The organism is Streptomyces sp. NPDC058691, from assembly GCF_042714775.1.
Taxonomy (GTDB): domain Bacteria; phylum Actinomycetota; class Actinomycetes; order Streptomycetales; family Streptomycetaceae; genus Actinacidiphila.
In genome coordinates, this window is the sequence record NZ_JBHXSO010000024.1 from 1 (window position 1) to 19,124 (window position 19,124).

At 72.0% G+C, this 19,124-nt stretch carries 14 protein-coding genes; 3 read left to right on the forward strand and 11 right to left on the reverse strand.

Translation table 11 applies throughout. The annotated features are described in order from the left end of the window. Window positions 1-208: 208 nt before the first annotated feature. A complete protein-coding gene (locus ACFWVC_RS18530) occupies window positions 209-2,773 on the reverse strand; it encodes an ATP-binding protein (RefSeq protein WP_384286530.1) in 2,565 nt (854 codons plus the stop codon). A 190-nt stretch (window positions 2,774-2,963) separates the two neighbouring features. On the opposite strand from ACFWVC_RS18530, the gene gabT reads away from it, so the two are divergent. Next, the gene (gene gabT / locus ACFWVC_RS18535; protein WP_384286535.1) at window positions 2,964-4,295 is read left to right on the forward strand and encodes a 4-aminobutyrate--2-oxoglutarate transaminase; all 1,332 of its coding nucleotides are present in this window, start codon (window positions 2,964-2,966) and stop codon (window positions 4,293-4,295) included. 361 nt (window positions 4,296-4,656) lie between these two features. Beyond that, window positions 4,657-5,271: a phosphatase PAP2 family protein gene (locus ACFWVC_RS18540; RefSeq protein ID WP_384286539.1), complete on the forward strand. Its 615-nt coding sequence runs from the start codon at window positions 4,657-4,659 to the stop codon at window positions 5,269-5,271. Here ACFWVC_RS18540 and ACFWVC_RS18545 read toward each other — a convergent pair. The 9 genes from ACFWVC_RS18545 to ACFWVC_RS18585 all read right to left on the reverse strand — a co-directional run bounded on the left by ACFWVC_RS18545 (window position 5,243) and on the right by ACFWVC_RS18585 (window position 15,503). Then, window positions 5,243-6,748 carry a CoA-acylating methylmalonate-semialdehyde dehydrogenase gene (locus ACFWVC_RS18545; RefSeq protein ID WP_384286544.1) on the reverse strand — a complete coding sequence of 502 codons (1,506 nt, stop codon included), beginning with the start codon at window positions 6,746-6,748 and terminating at the stop codon, window positions 5,243-5,245. The two genes, ACFWVC_RS18540 and ACFWVC_RS18545, sit on opposite strands and share 29 nt — an antisense overlap. 99 nt (window positions 6,749-6,847) lie before the next feature. Then, complete coding sequence (locus ACFWVC_RS18550) at window positions 6,848-7,540, reverse strand: nucleotidyl transferase AbiEii/AbiGii toxin family protein (RefSeq protein ID WP_384286548.1); 693 nt, start codon at window positions 7,538-7,540, stop codon at window positions 6,848-6,850. 103 nt (window positions 7,541-7,643) lie between these two features. Next, complete coding sequence (locus ACFWVC_RS18555) at window positions 7,644-8,114, reverse strand: hypothetical protein (protein WP_384286554.1); 471 nt, start codon at window positions 8,112-8,114, stop codon at window positions 7,644-7,646. Window positions 8,115-8,274: 160 nt separating this feature from the next. Then, the gene (locus tag ACFWVC_RS18560) at window positions 8,275-9,669 is read right to left on the reverse strand and encodes an NAD(P)/FAD-dependent oxidoreductase (RefSeq protein WP_384286559.1); all 1,395 of its coding nucleotides are present in this window, start codon (window positions 9,667-9,669) and stop codon (window positions 8,275-8,277) included. Window positions 9,670-9,724: 55 nt separating this feature from the next. Further along, window positions 9,725-10,525: an ABC transporter permease gene (locus tag ACFWVC_RS18565; protein WP_384286563.1), complete on the reverse strand. Its 801-nt coding sequence runs from the start codon at window positions 10,523-10,525 to the stop codon at window positions 9,725-9,727. Beyond that, a complete protein-coding gene (locus ACFWVC_RS18570) occupies window positions 10,525-11,460 on the reverse strand; it encodes an ABC transporter permease (RefSeq protein WP_384286565.1) in 936 nt (311 codons plus the stop codon). The genes ACFWVC_RS18565 and ACFWVC_RS18570 overlap by 1 nt, the downstream gene beginning before the upstream one ends. After that, complete coding sequence (locus ACFWVC_RS18575) at window positions 11,460-12,641, reverse strand: ABC transporter ATP-binding protein (RefSeq protein WP_384286568.1); 1,182 nt, start codon at window positions 12,639-12,641, stop codon at window positions 11,460-11,462. The genes ACFWVC_RS18570 and ACFWVC_RS18575 overlap by 1 nt, the downstream gene beginning before the upstream one ends. Window positions 12,642-12,670: 29 nt before the next feature. Next, window positions 12,671-13,900, reverse strand: a complete 1,230-nt coding sequence (locus tag ACFWVC_RS18580) for a spermidine/putrescine ABC transporter substrate-binding protein (protein ID WP_384286570.1) — start codon at window positions 13,898-13,900, stop codon at window positions 12,671-12,673. A gap of 85 nt (window positions 13,901-13,985) precedes the next feature. Further along, window positions 13,986-15,503 (reverse strand): gamma-aminobutyraldehyde dehydrogenase, encoded by a 1,518-nt coding sequence (locus ACFWVC_RS18585; protein ID WP_384286573.1) that lies wholly within the window; start codon window positions 15,501-15,503, stop codon window positions 13,986-13,988. A 305-nt stretch (window positions 15,504-15,808) separates the two neighbouring features. Between ACFWVC_RS18585 and ACFWVC_RS18590 the strand changes: the two genes are divergently transcribed. After that, window positions 15,809-17,506, forward strand: a complete 1,698-nt coding sequence (locus ACFWVC_RS18590; RefSeq protein WP_384286575.1) for a PucR family transcriptional regulator — start codon at window positions 15,809-15,811, stop codon at window positions 17,504-17,506. 1 nt (window position 17,507) lies between these two features. Here the strand turns inward: ACFWVC_RS18590 and ACFWVC_RS18595 are convergent, their stop codons facing one another. After that, window positions 17,508-19,118, reverse strand: a complete 1,611-nt coding sequence (locus ACFWVC_RS18595; protein WP_384286577.1) for a DUF4190 domain-containing protein — start codon at window positions 19,116-19,118, stop codon at window positions 17,508-17,510. Between the last annotated feature and the right edge of the window lie 6 nt (window positions 19,119-19,124).

Sequence of the window (19,124 nt, forward strand, 5' to 3'; positions counted from 1 at the left end):
CTGGACTGTGGAGCATATTTGTGTGCGGCACCCGGAGTGATCAATGGAGGGTGCTGGAAACGCACGTAAATGTGCTGTCCAGAATGGCCAGCCCCAGAGGCCCCGACCCCGGCACCCACCGAAACGCGCGTCGGGCCGCCCGGACTTCACAGGGCTGGGGGCACCCCCGGCCGAAGGCTGGGGGAGGGAGGGCGGGCGGGGAAAAAACCTACCCGGACCGGAGGTCGACGAGGACGGGGGACGCGTGCTCACCGTCGACCGCCGTCAACGACAACACCGCATGCCCCGCAGGGACGACGTGGGCGAGGTCGGACGCCGACCACCGCTCGCGTTCGACCTTGCGGACCGTGATGGACTCCGCGGTCACCGCCTTGCCCGTGACGAGCCGCCGCACGGTGTGCAGCACACGCGTGAGGGGTTCGTCCGCGATGATCTGGCGGTTGGTGACGTCCTGGACGTCGACCCATTCCTTGCCCCAGACCTCCGCGAAGCGGGCCCCGTCCCAGGCGGTGACCCCGGAGAGCGCGGCGCGGCAGCCGACCGCGCCGAGGAGGGCGGCGCGCAGGGGTTCGGGGACGTCGTCGAGGGTGCGGAGCGTGAGGACGGCCCCGGCGTTGGCCGAGCGCATGCGCTGGAGGCCGCGTACCGACTCGGCGGTGACGGTGTGGGAGGCGTCGTCGAGGACGAGGCAGGCGAAGAGGGAACGGTCCTGCCGGGCGACGGCGCACTCCGCGAACTGGGCGAGGACGAGCCGCGCGAGGATCCGGGAGACCTCGGCGTGGCCGCGTTCCGGGAGGTCGATGCGGACCCGCAGGGGGTGTTCCAGGCCGCGCAGGGAGAAGGGGTGGCTGCCGCCGGTGGTGTCGAAGAAGCCGGCGAACGCGGGGCGGTCGAGGAGTGCGATGCGGTCGGCGAGCAGCGGCCCGGCGTCGCCGGGGCGGGCGGACTGGCGTTCGCGGGCGTCGAGTTCGCGCAGTTGGGCCTGGGCGATGGGGCCGCGGTCCTGGAGCGCGGCGCGCAGCGCGGCCAGTGCCGCGGGCGTGCCGTCGAGGAGTTCGCGCAGTTCGGGGACGGAGGGGAAGCGGCCGTGGGCGGCGTGGAAGGGCCCGAGCAGCTGGGCCAGGGCCGTGGCGGCGCGCCGGCTGTCGCCGCCGGGGAGGGCGGCGGCGAGGTCGCCGACCAGGGCTTCGGCGAGGAAGCCGGCGGCCTCGTCGGGGTCGCCGGCACCGCCGTACAGGTCGAGGTCGTACGCGGAGTCGGGGCGGCCGATCTTGACGACGACGTCGAAGGACTCGTCCGGGGCGAGCCGCGCCCCGTCCGTGCCGACGGCGACGACGGCCGCCCGCCCCGCGAGGGCCTGGAGGCACATGAACTCCAGGACCGGCCGCACGATGCGCACGGTCTTTCCGGAGCCGGGCGGTCCCACGGCGAGCAGGGAGGTGCCGAGCACGGAGGTGTCGAGGGCGAAGCCGGAGCCGCGGTGGGTGCGGGGGTTGCGCTCGTCCTCGGACGCCGTGCCGATGCGGACCTGTCCGGCGAACAGGTCGTGCCGGGCGGCGCGCACCGGCAGGTCGCGGGCACCGCTGGGGTGGGCGCAGGCGGCGGGGCCGTAACGGAGGACGGTGTCGGTGAAGGCGGGGAGCCGGCCGGGCTCGGACCGCACCGACTGCCAGGCGCGGGCCAGCCGCGCGAAGTCGACGTCGTTCATGCGCCCGGCGCGCGCGTCCTCGGCGAGCCGGTCCGCGGCGTCGGCGGCGCCGCCTTCGCGCAGGGCGGGGAATTCCGCCGGGTCCTGACGGGGGTCGGCGGGCCGCGTGGAGGCGGCGGGATCCTCCTCGCGGGCCTGGTGTGCGCGGAACAGCCGGAACCAACCGCCCAGCGGTGCGAAGGCCAGGAACAGCAGCACGTAGATCAGGACGTACACGAAGTCGGTGATGTCGCGCTTGGCCACATGGTCAAGACCGGGGTCGAGGTTGGCGTAGGTCAGGTGGAAGGCCAGGTCGTAGACAGGCAGGAAGCCGCCGTGAATCAGCAACGCGACGACGCCCATGCACAGGCTCGCCGCGCCGACCCGGGCCAGGGCGCCGCGGCCGGCGACGCCGCGTTCGAACGCGCCACGCCAGTCCCCGAGCCGGGCGAACCAGACCACCACGGCCGTCAGGAAAATCACGTCGTAGACATCGAGGGCGATGACCGCCGACATCGGCAATTGATCATCTTGGCGCGACACCCACCAACTGTGAGGCGTCACCAGCTCGAGCGGGACGCGCCAGTAGGGGATGTAGCCGTTCCGGAAAAGGGACCAGGCGAGCAGGCAGGCCAGGAGCGTCACCAAGGCCCCCACGTACGGGGACCGATCCCCGTCCGCGCCTCTGGCGGACTGCGGACGCGCGCGGTACGCGTACCGCCATACCCCAGGCTCGGCGTCGGGCCGCGGTGCGCGCAGCCAGGCGACGAAACCGGCGCCGTCCGGGCCGGCGGGCGGGGTGGCGTCCGGGGGCGCGGGCCAAGTGCCGGAGACCGGGCGGGCGCCGGGGGCGGCGGCGGGCGGCGGGCCGGTGCGCCCCTTGCGTGTGGGCTCGGTGCCGTCGGTGGCCGGGGTACGGCCGCCGGGGTCGCCGGGGCCGGGCCGCGCGCCGGGGACCGGGGGCGGTCCCGCGGGAACGGGTGGGACGCCCGGCACCGGCCGGGCGCCCGGAACGGGCGGTGTGCCCGGGCCCGTACCGCCGGGCGGAGGCGCCGCAGGCCTCCCGTGCGTACCGTCGATGTCCATCGCGTGTGCCACCCCTCGCAGGTCCGCACTCAATGTAGTCGAGCGGCCACCCGGGTCCGAAGGATCTTGGCACGCTCATGTCCGTCACGTCGAAGAGTCCTCGTACAGTGCGCCCCCGCGGAGTGTGCGGGGTACCGCCGTACGGGCTTAGCCTGCGGGAAAGACAACGGTTCGAAGGAGTACGCCCGCCATGACCGATCTGGCCCAGGAGCGCCGCCTCGTCACCCCGATCCCCGGCCCCAAGTCGCAGGAGCTGCTGGCGCGCAAGGCTGCTGCGGTCGCGAACGGCGTCGGTGTGACCCTGCCCGTCTTCGTCACCCGGGCCGGCGGCGCCGTGCTGGAGGACGTGGACGGCAACTCGCTGATCGACTTCGGTTCCGGTATCGCGGTGACCTCGGTCGGCAACAGCGCGGAGGCGGTCGTGCGCCGCGCCTCGGCGCAGCTCGCCGACTTCACCCACACCTGTTTCATGGTGACGCCGTACGAGGGCTACGTGGAGGTCGCCGAGGCCCTCAACGAGCTGACCCCGGGCGACCACGACAAGCGCACCGCGCTGTTCAACTCCGGTGCCGAGGCCGTCGAGAACGCGGTGAAGATCGCCCGCGCGTACACCAAGCGCCAGGCCGTCGTCGTCTTCGATCACGGCTATCACGGCCGTACCAACCTGACGATGGCGCTGACGGCGAAGAACATGCCGTACAAGCACTCGTTCGGCCCCTTCGCGCCCGAGGTCTACCGGGTGCCGCTGGCCTACCCGTTCCGCTGGCTGACCGGCGCGGAGAACTGCGCGGAGGAGGCGGCGGCCCAGGTGATCGACATGATCACCAAGCAGGTCGGCCCGGAGAACGTGGCCGCGATCGTGATCGAGCCGATCCAGGGCGAGGGCGGCTTCATCGAGCCGGCCAAGGGCTTCCTGCCGAAGATCGTGGAATTCGCGCGCGAGAACGGCATCGTCTTCGTCGCGGACGAGATCCAGACCGGCTTCTGCCGCACCGGCCAGTGGTTCGCGTGCGAGGACGAGGGCATCGTCCCGGACCTGATCACCACCGCCAAGGGCATCGCCGGCGGTCTGCCGCTGGCCGCCGTGACGGGCCGCGCGGAGATCATGGACGCCGCGCACTCGGGCGGCCTCGGCGGCACCTACGGCGGCAACCCGGTGGCCTGCGCCGCCGCGCTCGGCGCCATCGAGACGATGAAGGAACTGGACCTCAACACCAGGGCCCGGCGCATCGGCGAGATCATGCTGGGACGGCTGCGCGGCATGCAGGAGAAGTTCGACGTCATCGGGGAGGTCCGCGGCCGCGGCGCCATGATCGCGGTGGAGCTGGTCGAGCCCGGGACCAAGAACCCGAACGCCGCCGCGACCGCCGCCCTGGCCAAGGCCTGCCACGCGGAGGGCCTGGTGGTCCTGACCTGTGGCACCTACGGCAACGTGCTGCGCTTCCTGCCCCCGCTGGTGATCGGCGAGGACCTGCTGAACGAGGGCCTGGACATCATCGAGAGCGCGTTCACCCGCCTGTGACCAGGCGTTTCCCCGGTTCCGTAGAACTCCCGGCACACACGGTGAAGAAGGTGTGCGGGCCTGATGGCGGGAGGGTGCAACCCCTGTCTGACGCCGCTCCGGTGACGTACGGTTTCCGCAGATGGAAGAAACATCCCGTCTGCGGAAGTCCGCGGGCGACACTTTGCCGGTGAATCCCCATCACCGGCACAGCAGTGCCCTCGCGCACACCGCCGAAGCCGCAGGCTCCGGCAATCCTCGCCGATCGGTCGGCCGCTTGCCCCAAACCCCCCGGGGCGGGCGGCACGGCGATCGTTCTGGCCGCCCCGGAACTCTCCCCCCTGTTCCGGGGCGGCCAACTTCTCTGCTGATCGTCGTATGCATGGCGCTCTTCGGACTGCTGACCTGGCAGGAGGCGGTTCGCGGGCGCCTGCTGGCGTTGGACGGGCCGGTGCGCTCCGCGATCGCGGGTCCCTCCGTACGCCCGGCCGGGCGCTCCTTCTTCGTGCAGTTCCTCGCCGACCTGGGCAACGCGCCGATCGCCGTGCCGGTGCTGATGACTGCAATGGTCTATACCATGTGGCGGCTGCGGCGGACCGGGCTGTCCCGCTGGTGGCTGCCGGCGCTCGCGTACGCCCTGGCGATGGCCGCGGTGCCCGCGCTGGTGAGCCTGTTCAAGCCGCTGATCGGCCGCGCCGGTCCCGGCTCGCTCACCCTCTCCCCGGGCTACCCGGGGCTCTACCCCTCCGGCCACGCCGCCACCGCCGCCGTCGCGTACGGGGGCGCGGCGCTGCTGCTGGCGCACTTCCTGGTACGCGCGGCAGCACGGCGGCTGCTGGGGGCGGCCGCCGTGCTGCTGAACGTCGCGGTGGGGGTCTGTCTGGTCCGCTGCGGCTACCACTGGCCGCTGGACGTCGTGGGGAGCTGGCTGCTGTGCGGCGCCCTGCTGGCGGGCGCCGCCCTCGCGGTCAGTTGTTGGTCGGGAAACCGAGGTTGATGCCGCCGTGGCTCGGGTCGAGCCACCGCTGCGTGACGGCCTTGCCGCGGGTGAAGAAGTGGACGCCGTCCGGGCCGTAGGCGTGGGTGTCGCCGAAGAGCGAGGCCTTCCAGCCGCCGAAGGAGTAGTAGGCCACCGGCACCGGGATCGGCACGTTGATGCCGACCATGCCGACCTCGACGTCGTGCTGGAAGCGGCGGGCGGCGCCGCCGTCGTTGGTGAAGATGGCCGTGCCGTTGCCGTACGGGTTGGAGTTGATCAGCTCCAGGCCCTCGTCGTACGAGCCCACGCGGACCACGGACAGGACCGGGCCGAAGATCTCGTCGTTGTAGACGGACATGCCGGGCTTGACGTCGTCGAAGAGGGTCGGGCCGAGCCAGAAGCCGTTCTCGGTGTCGTCGCCGGTGACCGCGTGCGTGCGGCCGTCCACCGCGAGGGTCGCGCCGTCGGCGAGGCCCGCGTCGAGGTAGGACGTCACCTTGTCGCGGTGGGCGCCGGTGACCAGGGGGCCCATCTCGGACGTGGCGTTGCAGCCGGGGCCCACGGTGAGCGTGGCCATCCGCTCCTTGATCTTGCCGACCAGCTCGTCGCCGATCGGGTCGACCGCCACCAGGACGGAGACGGCCATGCAGCGCTCACCGGCCGCGCCGAAGCCGGCGTTGACGGCGGCGTCGGCGGCCAGGTCCAGGTCGGCGTCGGGCAGCACCAGCATGTGGTTCTTGGCGCCGCCGAGGGCCTGGACGCGCTTGCCGTAGCGGGTGCCGGTCTCGTAGACGTAGCGGGCGATGGGCGTGGAGCCGACGAAGGAGACGGACTTGATGTCCGGGTGCTCCAGGAGGCGGTCGACGGCGACCTTGTCACCGTGCACGACGTTGAAGACGCCGTCGGGCAGCCCGGCCCGCTTCCACAGCTCCGCGAGGAAGTTGGCGGCGGACGGGTCCTTCTCGGAGGGCTTGACGACGACCGTGTTGCCCGCGGCGATGGCGATCGGGAAGAACCACATCGGCACCATGGCCGGGAAGTTGAACGGCGAGATGATCGCGACGGGGCCGAGCGGCTGGCGGATCGAGTAGACGTCGATGCCGGTCGAGGCCTGCTCGGTGAAGCCGCCCTTGATCAACTGCGGGATGCCGCAGGCGTACTCGACGACCTCGATGCCGCGGGCGATCTCACCGAGCGCGTCGGAGTGCACCTTGCCGTGCTCGGAGACGATGATCGCGGCCAGCTCGTCGCGCTGGGCGTTCAGCAGCTCCCGGAAGGCGAAGAGCACCGAGGCGCGCTTGGCGACGGAGGCGTTGCGCCACTCCTTGAACGCGGCGGCGGCCGCACCCACGGCCTGGTCGACCTCGGCGATCGACGCGAAGTCCACCCGGCCAGTGACGGCGCCGGTCGCCGGGTCGTACACGTCGCCGTGGCGCCCCGCGGCACCGGTCCACGCCTGTCCGGCGATCCAGTGCGTGATGTGCTTGTCGGTCACGGCTGTTCTCCCTCTGGTCCCGCTCGTCTTCTCCCGCCAGTCTCGCCAGTGCGGGAGGGCGCCTCAAGCACCAAGGTGTCGGCGAACCGGGCGCCCGCTTTACATGTCGTACAGATCGTCGGGGTGCTCCATGCCCTCCATGAGGTCGAGCCGGATGTCCTGGGCCCACGCGAAGGCCCAGCGCTTGAGTTCCGCGACCTCGCCGGCTTCCAGGCCGCGGCTCGCGTAGGCGCGGTCGTCGGCCCCGACCAGTTTGTCCAGGCGGTCGGCGAGCGCGCCGGGCTCGAAGTCCTCGTCGCGGCGCGCGGCCATGGCCAGCAACTCGCCCGGGGCGAACCAGGCGGCCGTGGCCCGGACGTCGACGAGGTCCCCGGGCAGGGCGCGGTCGACGAGCGCGGCCACCTTCAGCGCGGCGCAGTCCTCCAGCGCGACGACCGGCACCGGCCGGGACAGGCCCAGGCCGATCAGGACCGGCGGGTGCGACAGCGGCTCCTTGGCGATGTGGACGGTGTAGGCGAGCGCGCCGGGGAGTGCGGCGGTGAACTGCGCGGACAGCGGGGTGCGGGGGAGGTCGGCGACCTCGTAGCCGGCGGCGGTGCACGCGGTCTCCAGCGCCGCCGCGATCCGCCCGACGGAGGTGGAGCTGAAGGTCACCAGGTCCAGGTGGCGCGAGGGGGCGCCGCGCAGCCCGTGGGCGTGGACCGCGTGACCGCCGGCGAGGGCGAGACCGTGCAGCTCGCAGACGGGCAGCACGGTCTCGACGAACGCGGCGTGGCCGGGCGCGAGTCCCACGTCAGGCCGCCGCCGTCGGGTATGCGGAACGGGTCGTGGCCCGGTCGCGTTCCGTCGGGATCATGGAACCAGTGTCGCGCACCCGGGCCCGCGTCCCCCCGCCTCACTCTTCCGTGTCGCGGGGACGGCGCACCGCGAGGTGGGCGGCGGCCTCGTGCATGGCGAGTTCGAGGACGCCGGGGTCGGTGAGGTGGCCGGTGCCGTCCGGCGGGACGAGCCAGCGCACGCCGCCGGTGGCGCGGCCGGGGTAGGGCACGACGATCCATGTGCCGTTGCCCGCGGTGCGCACCCCGGTGCCGATCCAGCGGGCCGCGGTGCCGGGCGGCACGAGGAAGCCCATGCGCGAGTCGCCGAAGTCGGCCAGGACGGGGCCGGGCCGGTCGACGAGCCGGGTCAGCACGTCGAGGGTGGGGTAGCCCAGCTCCCCGGTGAGGATGAGGACGTCCCAGAGCCGCCCGGCGGGCAGGAGCGTCACCCCGAGGGGGTTGCGCTCCCATTCCCACCGGGTGGTCTCGGGGTCGGGTGCCACGGAAACCAGCCATTCGACCGCGCCGCGCGCGCCGGTGCCCACCATGCCGGTTCCTCCGTTCCGTGTGTGTGCGTTCATATCTGTCACACGGTGAGAGGGCCGCGAGGGCCGATCATTACGCGAGTTTTCACGATCTTTCGCCGGTGATTACCGTCACAGGCCGCCGGAAGGCCCCGGGAAGGGCCGGTTTGCGCCACCCGGCGCCTCAGCTGTCGAAGCCGAGCCCGAGCCGGTCCATCGTCTTCAGCCACAGGTTGCGGCGGCCCGCGTTGCGGTCGGCGCGGCCCAGCGACCACTTGGTCAGCCCGATACCGGCCCAGGCCAGCGGCTCCGGTGGGAAGGGCATCGGCTTGCTGCGCACCATCTCCAGCGCCGTGCGCTCGGTGGACTCCCCGGCCAGCAGGTCGAGCATCACGTCGGCGCCGAAGCGGGTCGCGCCGACGCCGAGGCCGGTGTAGCCGGCGGCGTACGAGACCCGTCCGTCGTGGGCCGTGCCGAAGAAGGCGGAGAAGCGCGAGCAGGTGTCGATCGCGCCGCCCCAGGCGTGCGTGAAGCGGACGCCCTCCAGCTGGGGGAAGCAGCGGAAGAAGTGCCCGGCGAGCTTCAGGTAGGTCTCCGGGCGCTCGTCGCGCGCGGCGTCCAGGCGCCCACCGTAGGGGTAGATGGCGTCGTAGCCGCCCCACAGGATGCGGTGGTCCGCCGTCAGCCGGAAGTAGTGGAACTGGTTGGCGCCGTCGCCGAGGCCCTGGCGCCGCTTCCAGCCGATCGCGCCGAGCTGCCCGGCCGTCAGCGGCTCGGTCATCAGCGCGTAGTCGTAGACCGGGACGAGATAGCGGCGTACGCGCTTGACCAGCGACGGGAAGACGTTGGTGCCGAGCGCGACATGCCGGGCGAAGATCCGTCCGTACGGGGTGCGGACGGCCATGCCGGAGCCGTTGCGGGCGAGCTCGGTGGCGCGGGTGTGCTCGTAGACGCGCACGCCCAGCTCCTCGCAGGCGCGCTTGAGTCCCCAGGCCAGCTTGGCCGGGTGGAGCATGGCGACGCCGGTGCGGTCCCACAGGCCGCCGACGAAGGTGGGCGAGTCGACCTCGGCGCGCACCTGGTCGCGGTCGAGCACCTCCAGTTCGACGCCGTGCCGGGCGGCGTCCTCGGCGGCGGCGCGCAGGGCGTCGAACTGGTAGGGCTCGGTGGCGACGTCGATCTCGCCGGTGCGCTCGAAGTCGCAGTCGATGGAGTAGCGGGCGACCGCCTCCTCGATGCCGTCGAGGTTGCGGTTGCCGAGCTCGTCCAGGGCGGCGAACTCGCCCGGCCAGCGGGCGAGTCCGTTGGCCAGGCCGTGGGTGAGGCTGGCGGCGCAGAAGCCGCCGTTGCGGCCGGACGCCGCCCAGCCCACCTCCTTGCCCTCGACGAGGACGACGTCGCGCTTCGGATCGCGTTCCTTGGCCAGCAGCGCCGTCCACAGCCCTGTGTAGCCGCCGCCGACCACCAGCAGGTCGCAGTGTTCGTCCCCGACGAGCGCGGATCCGGCCCGCGGCCTGCCGGGATCCTCCAGCCAGTACGGTGTCGGCTGCGCGTCGGCGAGCGAACGGGCTGGATCCATGGGTTCTCACACCTTTGGGGATGCGGGGTCGGGACCGGCATGTGTCATGGCCGGTCTACGTATGGGCTTTCCTGCGGCGGCCGAGCAGCTGTCCGACGACGACGCAGAGCACGGCCACCACGAACATCAGCGTGCCGATGACGTTGACCTGGACGGGCAGCCCCTTCTGGGCGGCGCCCCAGACGAACATCGGGAAGGTGACCGTCGTGGGTCCCGCGTTGAACTGCGTGATGATGAAGTCGTCGATGGAGATCGCGAAGCTCAGCAGGGCGCCGGCCGCGATGCCGGGAGCGGCGATCGGGAAGGTGATCCGCCAGAACGTGGACCACGGTGTGGCGTACAGGTCCTGGGCGGCCTGCTCCAGCCGGGGGTCCATGCTCATCACGCGCGCCTTGACCGCCGTCACCACGAAGCTCAGGCAGAACATGATGTGCGCGATGAGGATGGTCCAGAAGCCGAACTGGATGCGCATGTTGAGGAAGAGGGTGCCGAGCGAGGCGCCCATGACGATCTCGGGCATCGCCATCGGCAGCCAGATCAGCCCGGTGACCGGTCCGCGGCCGCGGAAGCGGTGGCGGGCGAGTGCGAAGGCGACCATGGTGCCGAGGACGGTGGCGCCGATCGTGGCGAGGACGGCGATCTCCAGGGACAGCGACACCGAGTCGCACATGTCGCCGACGCCGCAGGGGTTCTGCCAGGCGTCGAGCGAGAAGTGGTTCCAGGAGTAGTTGAAGCGGCCCTTGGGCTGGTTGAAGGAGAAGATCAGGACGACGACGTTGGGGAGGATCATGTACGCCAGCGCGGCGACGCCGGCGAAGACGACCAGGTGACGGCGGACCCAGTTGAGAACGGGCATCAGACCAGCTCCTCCGTTCCCGCCTTGCGGATGTACACCGAGACGATCACCAGGATCACGGCCATGAGCATGAACGACAGCGCGGCGGCGGTCGGGTAGTCGAGCACCGTCAGGAACTTCGACTGGATGACGTTGCCGATCATCTGCTCGCTCGGGCTGCCCAGCAGTTCGGCGTTGATGTAGTCGCCGGAGGCCGGGATGAAGGTGAGCAGCGTGCCGGCCACGACGCCGGGCAGCGAGATCGGGAACGTCACCTTGCGGAAGGTGGTGAACGGGCGGGCGTACAGGTCGCCGGCCGCCTCGTGCAGCCGCGGGTCGATGCGCTCCAGCGACGTGTACAGCGGCAGGATCATGAAGGGCAGGAAGTTGTACGTCAGACCGCACACCACGGCCAGCGGCGTGGCCAGCACACGGTCGTCGGCGGTGAGGCCGAGCGCGGCGGTGACGTTGAGGATGTGCAGCTTGTCCAGGGCCGATACCACGACGCCGTCGTCGGCCAGGATCGTCTTCCAGGCCAGGGTGCGGATCAGGAAGCTGGTGAAGAAGGGCGCGATGACCATGACCAGGAGGACGTTGCGCCAGCGGCCGGCCTTGAAGGCGATGGTGTAGGCGAGCGGGTAGCCGATCGCCAGGCACAGCACGGTGGCGATGCCCGCGTAGATCAGCGACCGCAGGTAGAAGACGTCGTATTCCTTGAACGCGTCCCAGTAGGTCGCGAAGTGCCAGGTGACCCGGTAGCCGGTCTCCAGCGAGCCGGTCTGCACGGAGGTCGAGGCCTGGTAGACCATCGGGGCGACGAAGAAGACCAGCAGCCACAGGATGCCGGGCAGCAGCAGCCAGTACGGCACGAGTTTGCGGCGTCTGGCGGCCGCGCCGGGCGGCACCGGCGGACTCTGCGCGGGCGCGCCCGCGGGCGCCGGGGAGAGGGCGGCCATTACGCGCTGACCTCCCCCGCCTCGATGTCCTGGGCGGCGTCGAGGCCGAAGGTGTGGGCCGGGCTCCAGTGCAGGACGACGTCCGCGCCGGGCACCAGTCGGCTGTCGCGCTCCACGTTCTGCGCGAAGACGGCGAGTTCGGGGCACCAGGGGCTGTTGACGACGTACTGGGTGGAGACCCCGATGAAGCTGGCGTCCACGATCCGGCCGGTCATCGTGTTGCGGCCGTCGGGGAGGTCGCCGGCGTCGTCGGCGTGGACGATGGTGATCTTCTCGGGCCGCACGCCGGCGAGGATCTTGTCGCCGGACCGCGCGCTCTTGGCGGCGCAGCGCGCGGCGGGCATGACCAGCCGCCGGTCGCCGACGCTGAGCAGCAGGTCGTCGCCGCTGGTGCCGGAGACCTGGGCCTCGATCAGGTTGGACTGGCCGAGGAAGTTGGCGACGAAGGTCGTGCGCGGGTTCTCGTACAGGTCGGTGGGGGCGCCGAGTTGCTCGATGCGGCCGGCGTTCATCACCGCGATGGTGTCGGCCATGGTCATGGCCTCTTCCTGGTCGTGCGTGACGTGCACGAAGGTGATGCCGACCTCGGTCTGGATGCGCTTGAGCTCCAGCTGCATCTGGCGGCGCAGCTTCAGGTCCAGGGCGCCCAGCGGCTCGTCGAGCAGCAGCACCTTGGGGCGGTTGATCAGGGCGCGGGCGACGGCGACGCGCTGCTGCTGGCCGCCGGAGAGCTGGTGCGGCTTGCGGCGGGCGAGGTGGCCGAGCTCGACCAGGTCGAGCATCTCCTCGACCTGGCCCTTGACGGACTTGATGCCGCGCCGGCGCAGTCCGAAGGCGACGTTCTCGAAGATGTCCAGGTGCGGGAAGAGCGCGTAGTTCTGGAAGACGGTGTTGACCGGGCGCTTGTAGGGCGGCAGTCCGGTGACGTCCTGGTCGCCGATGCGGACGGTGCCGGAGGTCGGGTCCTCCAGTCCGGCGACCATGCGCAAGGTGGTGGTCTTGCCGCAGCCGGAGGCGCCGAGGAGGGCGAAGAAGGAGCCTTCGGGGATGGTCAGGTCGAGCGGGTGGACGGCGGTGAAGTCGCCGTAGGTCTTGCCGAGGCCGGTCAGTGTGACGGCCCCGCCGGCGGAGCTGCCGGTGCCGGCCGGCCCGTCGGTGAGCGGTGCGGTCTGCTGGGTCATGTCGTCAGATCCCTAACTGCGGTGGCCGGTCAGGCGCCGATGAGCTTGGCGAACTTGCCCTCGAAGGTGGTCTCCTCCGTGGCGGAGAGCGACCGGAAGGGGTGGGCCTTGGCCTTCATCTCCGCGTTCGGGATGATCAGGGCGTTGTTGGCCACGTCCTTGTCGATCTTGAGAAGCTCCTCGTACACCCCTGTGCAGGGCGTGATGTAGTTGACCCATGCCGCGAGTTCGGCGGCGATCGCGGGCTGGTAGTACCAGTCCATGAGCCGCTCGGCGTTCTTACGGTGCTTCGAGCCCGCCGGGACCAGCATGTTGTCGGTGGAGTAGATGTAGCCGGCGGGCGGGATCACGAACTTGATCTCGGGGTTGTCGGCCTGCAGCTGGACCAGGTCACCGGCCCAGGCAACGCATGCGGCGATGTTCCCCGAGGCGAGGCCGTCGGTGTACTCGTTGCCGGTGAACTGGCGGATCTGCTTGCCGTCCACGGCCTTCTGGATGCGGGCCACGGCGGCGTCGAAGTCGTCGGCGGTGAACGACTCGGGCTTCTTGCCGAGGTCGAGCAGCGTCATGCCTATGGTGTCGCGCATCTCGCTGAGCATCGCGACCCGGCCCTTGAGGTCGGGGTCGTCCAGCAGCTGGGAGATGCTGCCGACCTTCTTCCCCTTGGTGGCCTTCTCGTTGTACGCGATGACCGTGGCGATGCCCTGCCAGGGGTAGGAGTGGGCGCGCCCGGGGTCCCAGTCGGGGTTGCGGAAGCGCTGCTCCAGATTGGTGTAGGCGTTCGGCAGGTAGGTGGGGTCCAGCGGCTGCGCCCAGCCCAGGCGGATCATCCGGGCGGCCATCCAGTCGGTGAGGACGACCAGGTCGCGGCCGGTGGACTGGCCGGCCGCGAGCTGCGGCTTGATCTTGGCGAAGAACTCGACGTTGTCGGTGATGTCGTCGGTGTACTTGACCTTGATCCCGGTCTTCTTCTCGAAGGCCTCCAGGGTCGGCATGTGCTTCTCGTCGTCGCTCATGTCGATGTAGAGCTGCCAGTTGGAGAAGACCAGCGACTTGTCCTTGTCGGACAGGTCGTCGCTCCTGACGCCGCCCTGGTTGTTGGTGGCGGCCGGGATGCCGCACGCGGACAGCGCCCCGGCGCCCGCGACGCCGAGACCGGCACCGAGCACCCGGCGCCGGCTGAGGGAGGCCCTCCCGCTGGTCAGGCTGCGTTCCCACGCGTTGCGTACGGGCTCGGACAGGCCCTCGAACATCTCCATGGCGGTGCTGCCTCCAGAAGCGGTATTGCGTGGGACGGACGGGCGTACGGGCCGGTGGGGGGCGGTCCGGGGGGCGGCGGCCGGGTCAGCGGTCACCGAAAACGGTACGGTGCCACTCCTTGCGGGCGACCGCGGTGTTGTCGTACATCACATGCTTGACCTGGGTGTACTCCTCGAAGGAGTACGCGGACATGTCCTTGCCGTAGCCGGAGGCCTTGGCGCCGCCGTGCGGCATCTCACTGATGATCGGGATGTGGTCGTTCACCCAGACGCATCCCGCCTGGATCTCACGGGTGGCGCGGCCGGCCCGGAAGACGTCGCGGGTCCACGCGGACGCCGCCAGTCCGTACGGCGTGTCGTTGGCCAGATCCAGACCCTCATCATCGCTGTCGAACGGCAGCACGACCAGTACCGGACCGAAGATCTCGGACTGGACGATCTCGCTGTCCTGGGCGGCCCCGGTGACCAGCGTGGGCCGGTAGAAGGCGCCCGGCGCCGCGGGGGCCTCGCCGCCGGTGACGACGGTGGCGTAGGAGCGGGCACGGTCCACGAAGCCCGCGACACGGTCGCGCTGGGCGTGCGAGATCAGCGGACCGAGGTCGGTCTTGGCGTCGAAGGGGTCGCCCACGCGGATGCCGGCGAAGAGGTCGGCGACCCCGGCGACGAAGGCCTCGTACAGCGGGCGCTGCACATAGGCGCGGGTCGCCGCCGTGCAGTCCTGGCCGGTGTTGATCAGCGCGCCGGCGACCGCTCCGTGCACGGCGGCCTCCAGGTCGGCGTCGTCGAAGACCACGAACGGCGCCTTGCCTCCGAGTTCCAGGTGGAGGCGCTTGACGGTGGCGGTGGCGATCTCGGCGACGCGCCTGCCGACCGCGGTGGAGCCGGTGAAGGAGGTCATCGCGACGTCGGGGTGGCCCACCAGGTGTTCCCCGGCGGGCCGGCCGGCGCCGGTGACGATGTTGACCACGCCGTCCGGGATGCCGGCCTCGCCGGCCGCCTGGGCGAACATCAGCGAGGTCAGCGGCGTCAGCTCGGCGGGCTTGAGCACGATGGTGTTGCCCGCGGCGATGGCCGGCAGGACCTTCCATGCGGCCATCTGCAGCGGGTAGTTCCAGGGCGCGATGGAGCCGACGACGCCGACCGGCTCGCGGCGCACATAGGACGTGTGGTCACCGGAGTACTCGCCCGCGGCCCTGCCCTCCAGGTGGCGGGCGGCCCCGGCGAAGAAGGCGGTGTTGTCGATCGTGCCGGGGACGTCGAACTCGGTGGTCAGCCGCAGCGGCTTGCCGCACTGGAGCGACTCGGCCCAGGCGAACTCCGCCGCCCGTTCGGTCAGCACGGCCGCGAAGCGGTGCATGGCGTCGGAGCGAGCGCCGGGGGTGGCGCCGGCCCAGCCGGGCAGCGCGGCCTTCGCGGCGGCGACGGCCGCGTCCACGTCGGCGGTGCCGGCCGTCACATACCGGTGCACGGCCTCGCCGGTGGCAGGGTCGACCACCGTGTGGTCCTGGCCCGAAGTGCCGGGGCGGAGTCCTCCGGCGACGTACTGGGCCCCCTCGGCGAACCGTTCCTGCACATCGAACGCGCCGTGCGCACTGAGGGCCATCGTCTTCTCCTCGGATCCGCTCGGGCTGCGTGGCCAAAGCCTGGATTGGTGGACGATCCTGACAGAGTAGGCTCGCCCCAACAAGTGATTCCGTTGTTGCCTTTTGGTTACGCGACGAAATCTGTCTTGACCGGCGACGGCATCGATCGCTGCGGTGCACGATGCCGAAAGCCGCCCGCGCCCGGCAACCGACACATCGCCTGCCATGGGACGGCCACCTTTACAGCCTGCGGGCTACGGTGGCAGGGCCGCCCGGACCGCACCCCCCGTCCGTCGTGTCCCGTGTCCCCCCTGGAGGTCGCACCGTGTTCCCCACCGTCGCCGAGGTCCTGCAGCTGGACGCGCTCCGGCGTGGTTCGCCGCAGGTCGTCGCGGGCGCCGGCGGACTCCACCGGCCGGTGCGCTGGGTGCACGTCAGCGAACTCGCGGACATCGCCGGCATGCTGCACGGCGGCGAACTGGTGCTGACCACCGGCGTCATGCTCCCCGAGGACAAGGAGCCGCTGGCCCGCTACATCGACGACCTCGCCGACGTCGGCGCCGCCGGCCTGGTCGTCGAACTCGGCCGCCGGTACGCCGACACCCTGCCGCGGCCCCTGGTGCGGGCCGCCGAGCGGCGCGGGCTGACGCTCGTCGCGCTCCGCAACGAGGTGCGTTTCGTCGCCGTCACCGAGGCCGTGCACGCGCACGTCGTGGACGCCCAGCTCAGCGAGTTGCGGGCCTCCGAGGCCGTGCACCAGACGTTCAACGAGCTGTCCGTGGAAGGCGCCGAGGCCGACGAGATCGTCCGCGAGGTCGCACGCATCGCGGGCGCGCCCGTCGTCCTGGAGAACCTCTCCCACCAGGTGCTCGCCTTCGACCCGGCCGGGCACGACCCGCAGGCGCTGCTCGACGGCTGGGAACGCCGCAGCCGCGGCGTCGCCCCGGCCGGCCGCACCGGCCACGACCGCCGCACGGGCTGGCTGGTCACCGGCGTCGGGGCCCGGGGCCGCGACTGGGGGCGGCTGGTCGTCGTCGGGGAGCCGGCGCCGGACTCCGCGCCCGCGGCGGACGAACGCCCGCACCCCCACACCGTGCTCCTGGAACGCGGCGCCGCCACCCTGGCCCTGAACCGCCTGCTGGAACGCGACCGCGAGTCGCTGGAACGGCAGACCCACCGGACCCTGCTGTCCGGGATCCTCACCCACGCCCTCACCGTCTCCGACGTCGGCCTGCGCGCCCGGGCGATCGGCGTGCCCCTGGAAGGGCGCCGGCTCGTCGGCGTCATGCTGCGGCTGCGCGGCGCGGGCGTCGCCGCGGCCCTGGAGGCACAGGCCCGGCTGCGGGACTTCACCGAGACCGCCGCCCAGGCGGTGCGGGACCGGGGGCTCACCGCGCTCACCGGCACCCTCGACGACGGCGCGGTCGGCGTCCTGGTCTCCCTGGGCCCCGCCGACGACGAGCACACCGCGCTGGAGGGCTTCGCCGCCGCGCTCACCCGGCTCACCGAGACCGCCCCGGACGGCGGCCCCGCCTTCGTCATGGCCGCCGGCTCCTCCGTCGGGTCGCTGCGCGACGCCCGCCGGACCCTGCTGGAGGCCGCCCAGGTCGCGGACGCCGCGCTGCACGGCGGACGGAAGGAGGGGGGCAGGGCGCAGCCCTCCGACACCAGGGGGGCGGCAGGCGGCGGGCGGGCGTATTACCGGCTGCCGGACGTGCGGCTGCGCGGGCTGCTGCACCTGCTGCGGGACGACGCCCGCCTCCAGACGTACGTCGAGCGCGAACTCGGCCCGTTGCTGGCGCACGACGCCGAGCACGGCACGGACCTGGTGCGCATCCTCACCGCCTACCTGGACAGCGGCCGCAACAAGTCCGCGGCGGCGGACGCCGCGCACCTGTCACGTCCCTCCTTCTACGACCGGCTGCACCGCGTCGAGAGCGTCCTCGGCGTCGACCTGAACCAGGTGGAGTCCTGCCTGTCGCTGCACGTGGCGCTGCTCGCACTGGAGGCGGTGCGGCGGTAGGTCACGGGACCGGCAGCTCCCAGTAGGTGTAGTCGTAGTCGAAGCCCGGGGCGATCTCGACCTGGAACCTGCCGTCCCGGTCGCTGTCCGGCACGATCACGGTGACGTCGGACTTCACCGTCACACCGGAGTGCAGCTCGCCGGGCAGCCCGCCGCCCCGCGAGATGTCCCGGAGGGTGTCCTCGTCCTCCTCGTCGGCATAGGCGTTGGCCTCGGAGTCGGACATGTCGGCGGTCTCGTCGCCGGTGTTCTCCACGGTCACGGTGAACGTCACCGGGGTGCCGTCGGGGAACAGTCCGGGCGGCACGTCGTGGGCCTCCCGCGCGGCGGAGACCGTCACCACCACTCCGTCGTCGTACGTCACGGGACTGCCGGCGGCCATCGGCGTCCCGTAATCGCCGTCGTCCGCGCCGATGACGTCGTCGCCACCCGCCGGGTCGAACCAGCCGCCGTTGATCCCGCCGACCACCAGCGCGATCATCGCGCCGGAGACGAGCGCGGCCACGATGCCGAGGATCAGACCGGTGAGCGCCTGGCCGCGGTTGGTCGCCTCGCCGCGCTTGACGATGCGCAGGCCGACGATGCCGAAGGCGATGCCGGCCAGTCCCAGCGGGAGGCCGAGGAACGCCCCGAAGCACGCGATGCCGAGAATCACGCCGAGGATGCCGAGCACCATCGCGGTGACGCCGAACCCGTTGCGCGGCGAGGGCTGCCCCCAGGCCCCGTACGGGCCCCCGGGGTAACCCGGGTAACCGGGGTACCCCGGATATCCCGGGTAGCCGGAGTAGTCGGGGTAGCCGGGGTAGCCGGGGTGACCTGCGGGGCCCGGGTGTCCGGGATACCCCGGATACTGCTGCACCTGCGGCGGCACGGTGCCCCACTGGCCGTACGGGTACGGCTGTGCCGGCATCTGCGTCTGTGCCGTTGCCGGTGCCTGCGGCGCCGGTGCGTCGGAGGGCACCGGCCGCTTGGTCATCTCCACGCCGGGCGCCTGCGGTATCGGCGGCGGCGCCCACGGGTCACCCGCCGCCGGGGCCTGCGCCTGCGCCGGCACGGCGGCCGCGGGATATCCCCACTGACTCGGCTGCGGCGGTGCCCACGGATTCCCCTGCTGCGGCGCGGCCCCGTAGCCGCCCGCGGCCACCGGCGGCGCCCACGGATCCCGTGCCACGGCCGCGCCGGCCGCGCCACCGTCCACCGGCGCGGCCTCGGGCTCCACCGCGCCGGACTCCCGCGTACGGACGTCCTCCGCCGCCGGAAGCGTCTGCGCCTCCATGGGCGCGGCGGCATCCTCGACCGGCCCGGCCGGTGCCACCGGCTCCGGTGCCTGCGGCGGCACGGGCGCCACCGGCGCGTCGGGCTTCACCGCGCCGAACTCCCGCGTACGGACGTCCTGTTCCGGCACGGCGTCTTCCGGCGCCGAGTCCTCGACCGATTCGGCGACCGCGGGGCCGGCCTCCGCCGCGTCGTCCGCGCCCGGCGCGGCATCCGCATCGGCCGGGAGACGGCGGAAGGCGCGGGTGCGGTCGTCGGGGGTGTCGTCCGGCGGCGGGGCGGGGGGCTGTGCGGGGGAGGCGTCGTGGGACGCCGGGGTCTCGCGGTCGTCGGACATCGCTGG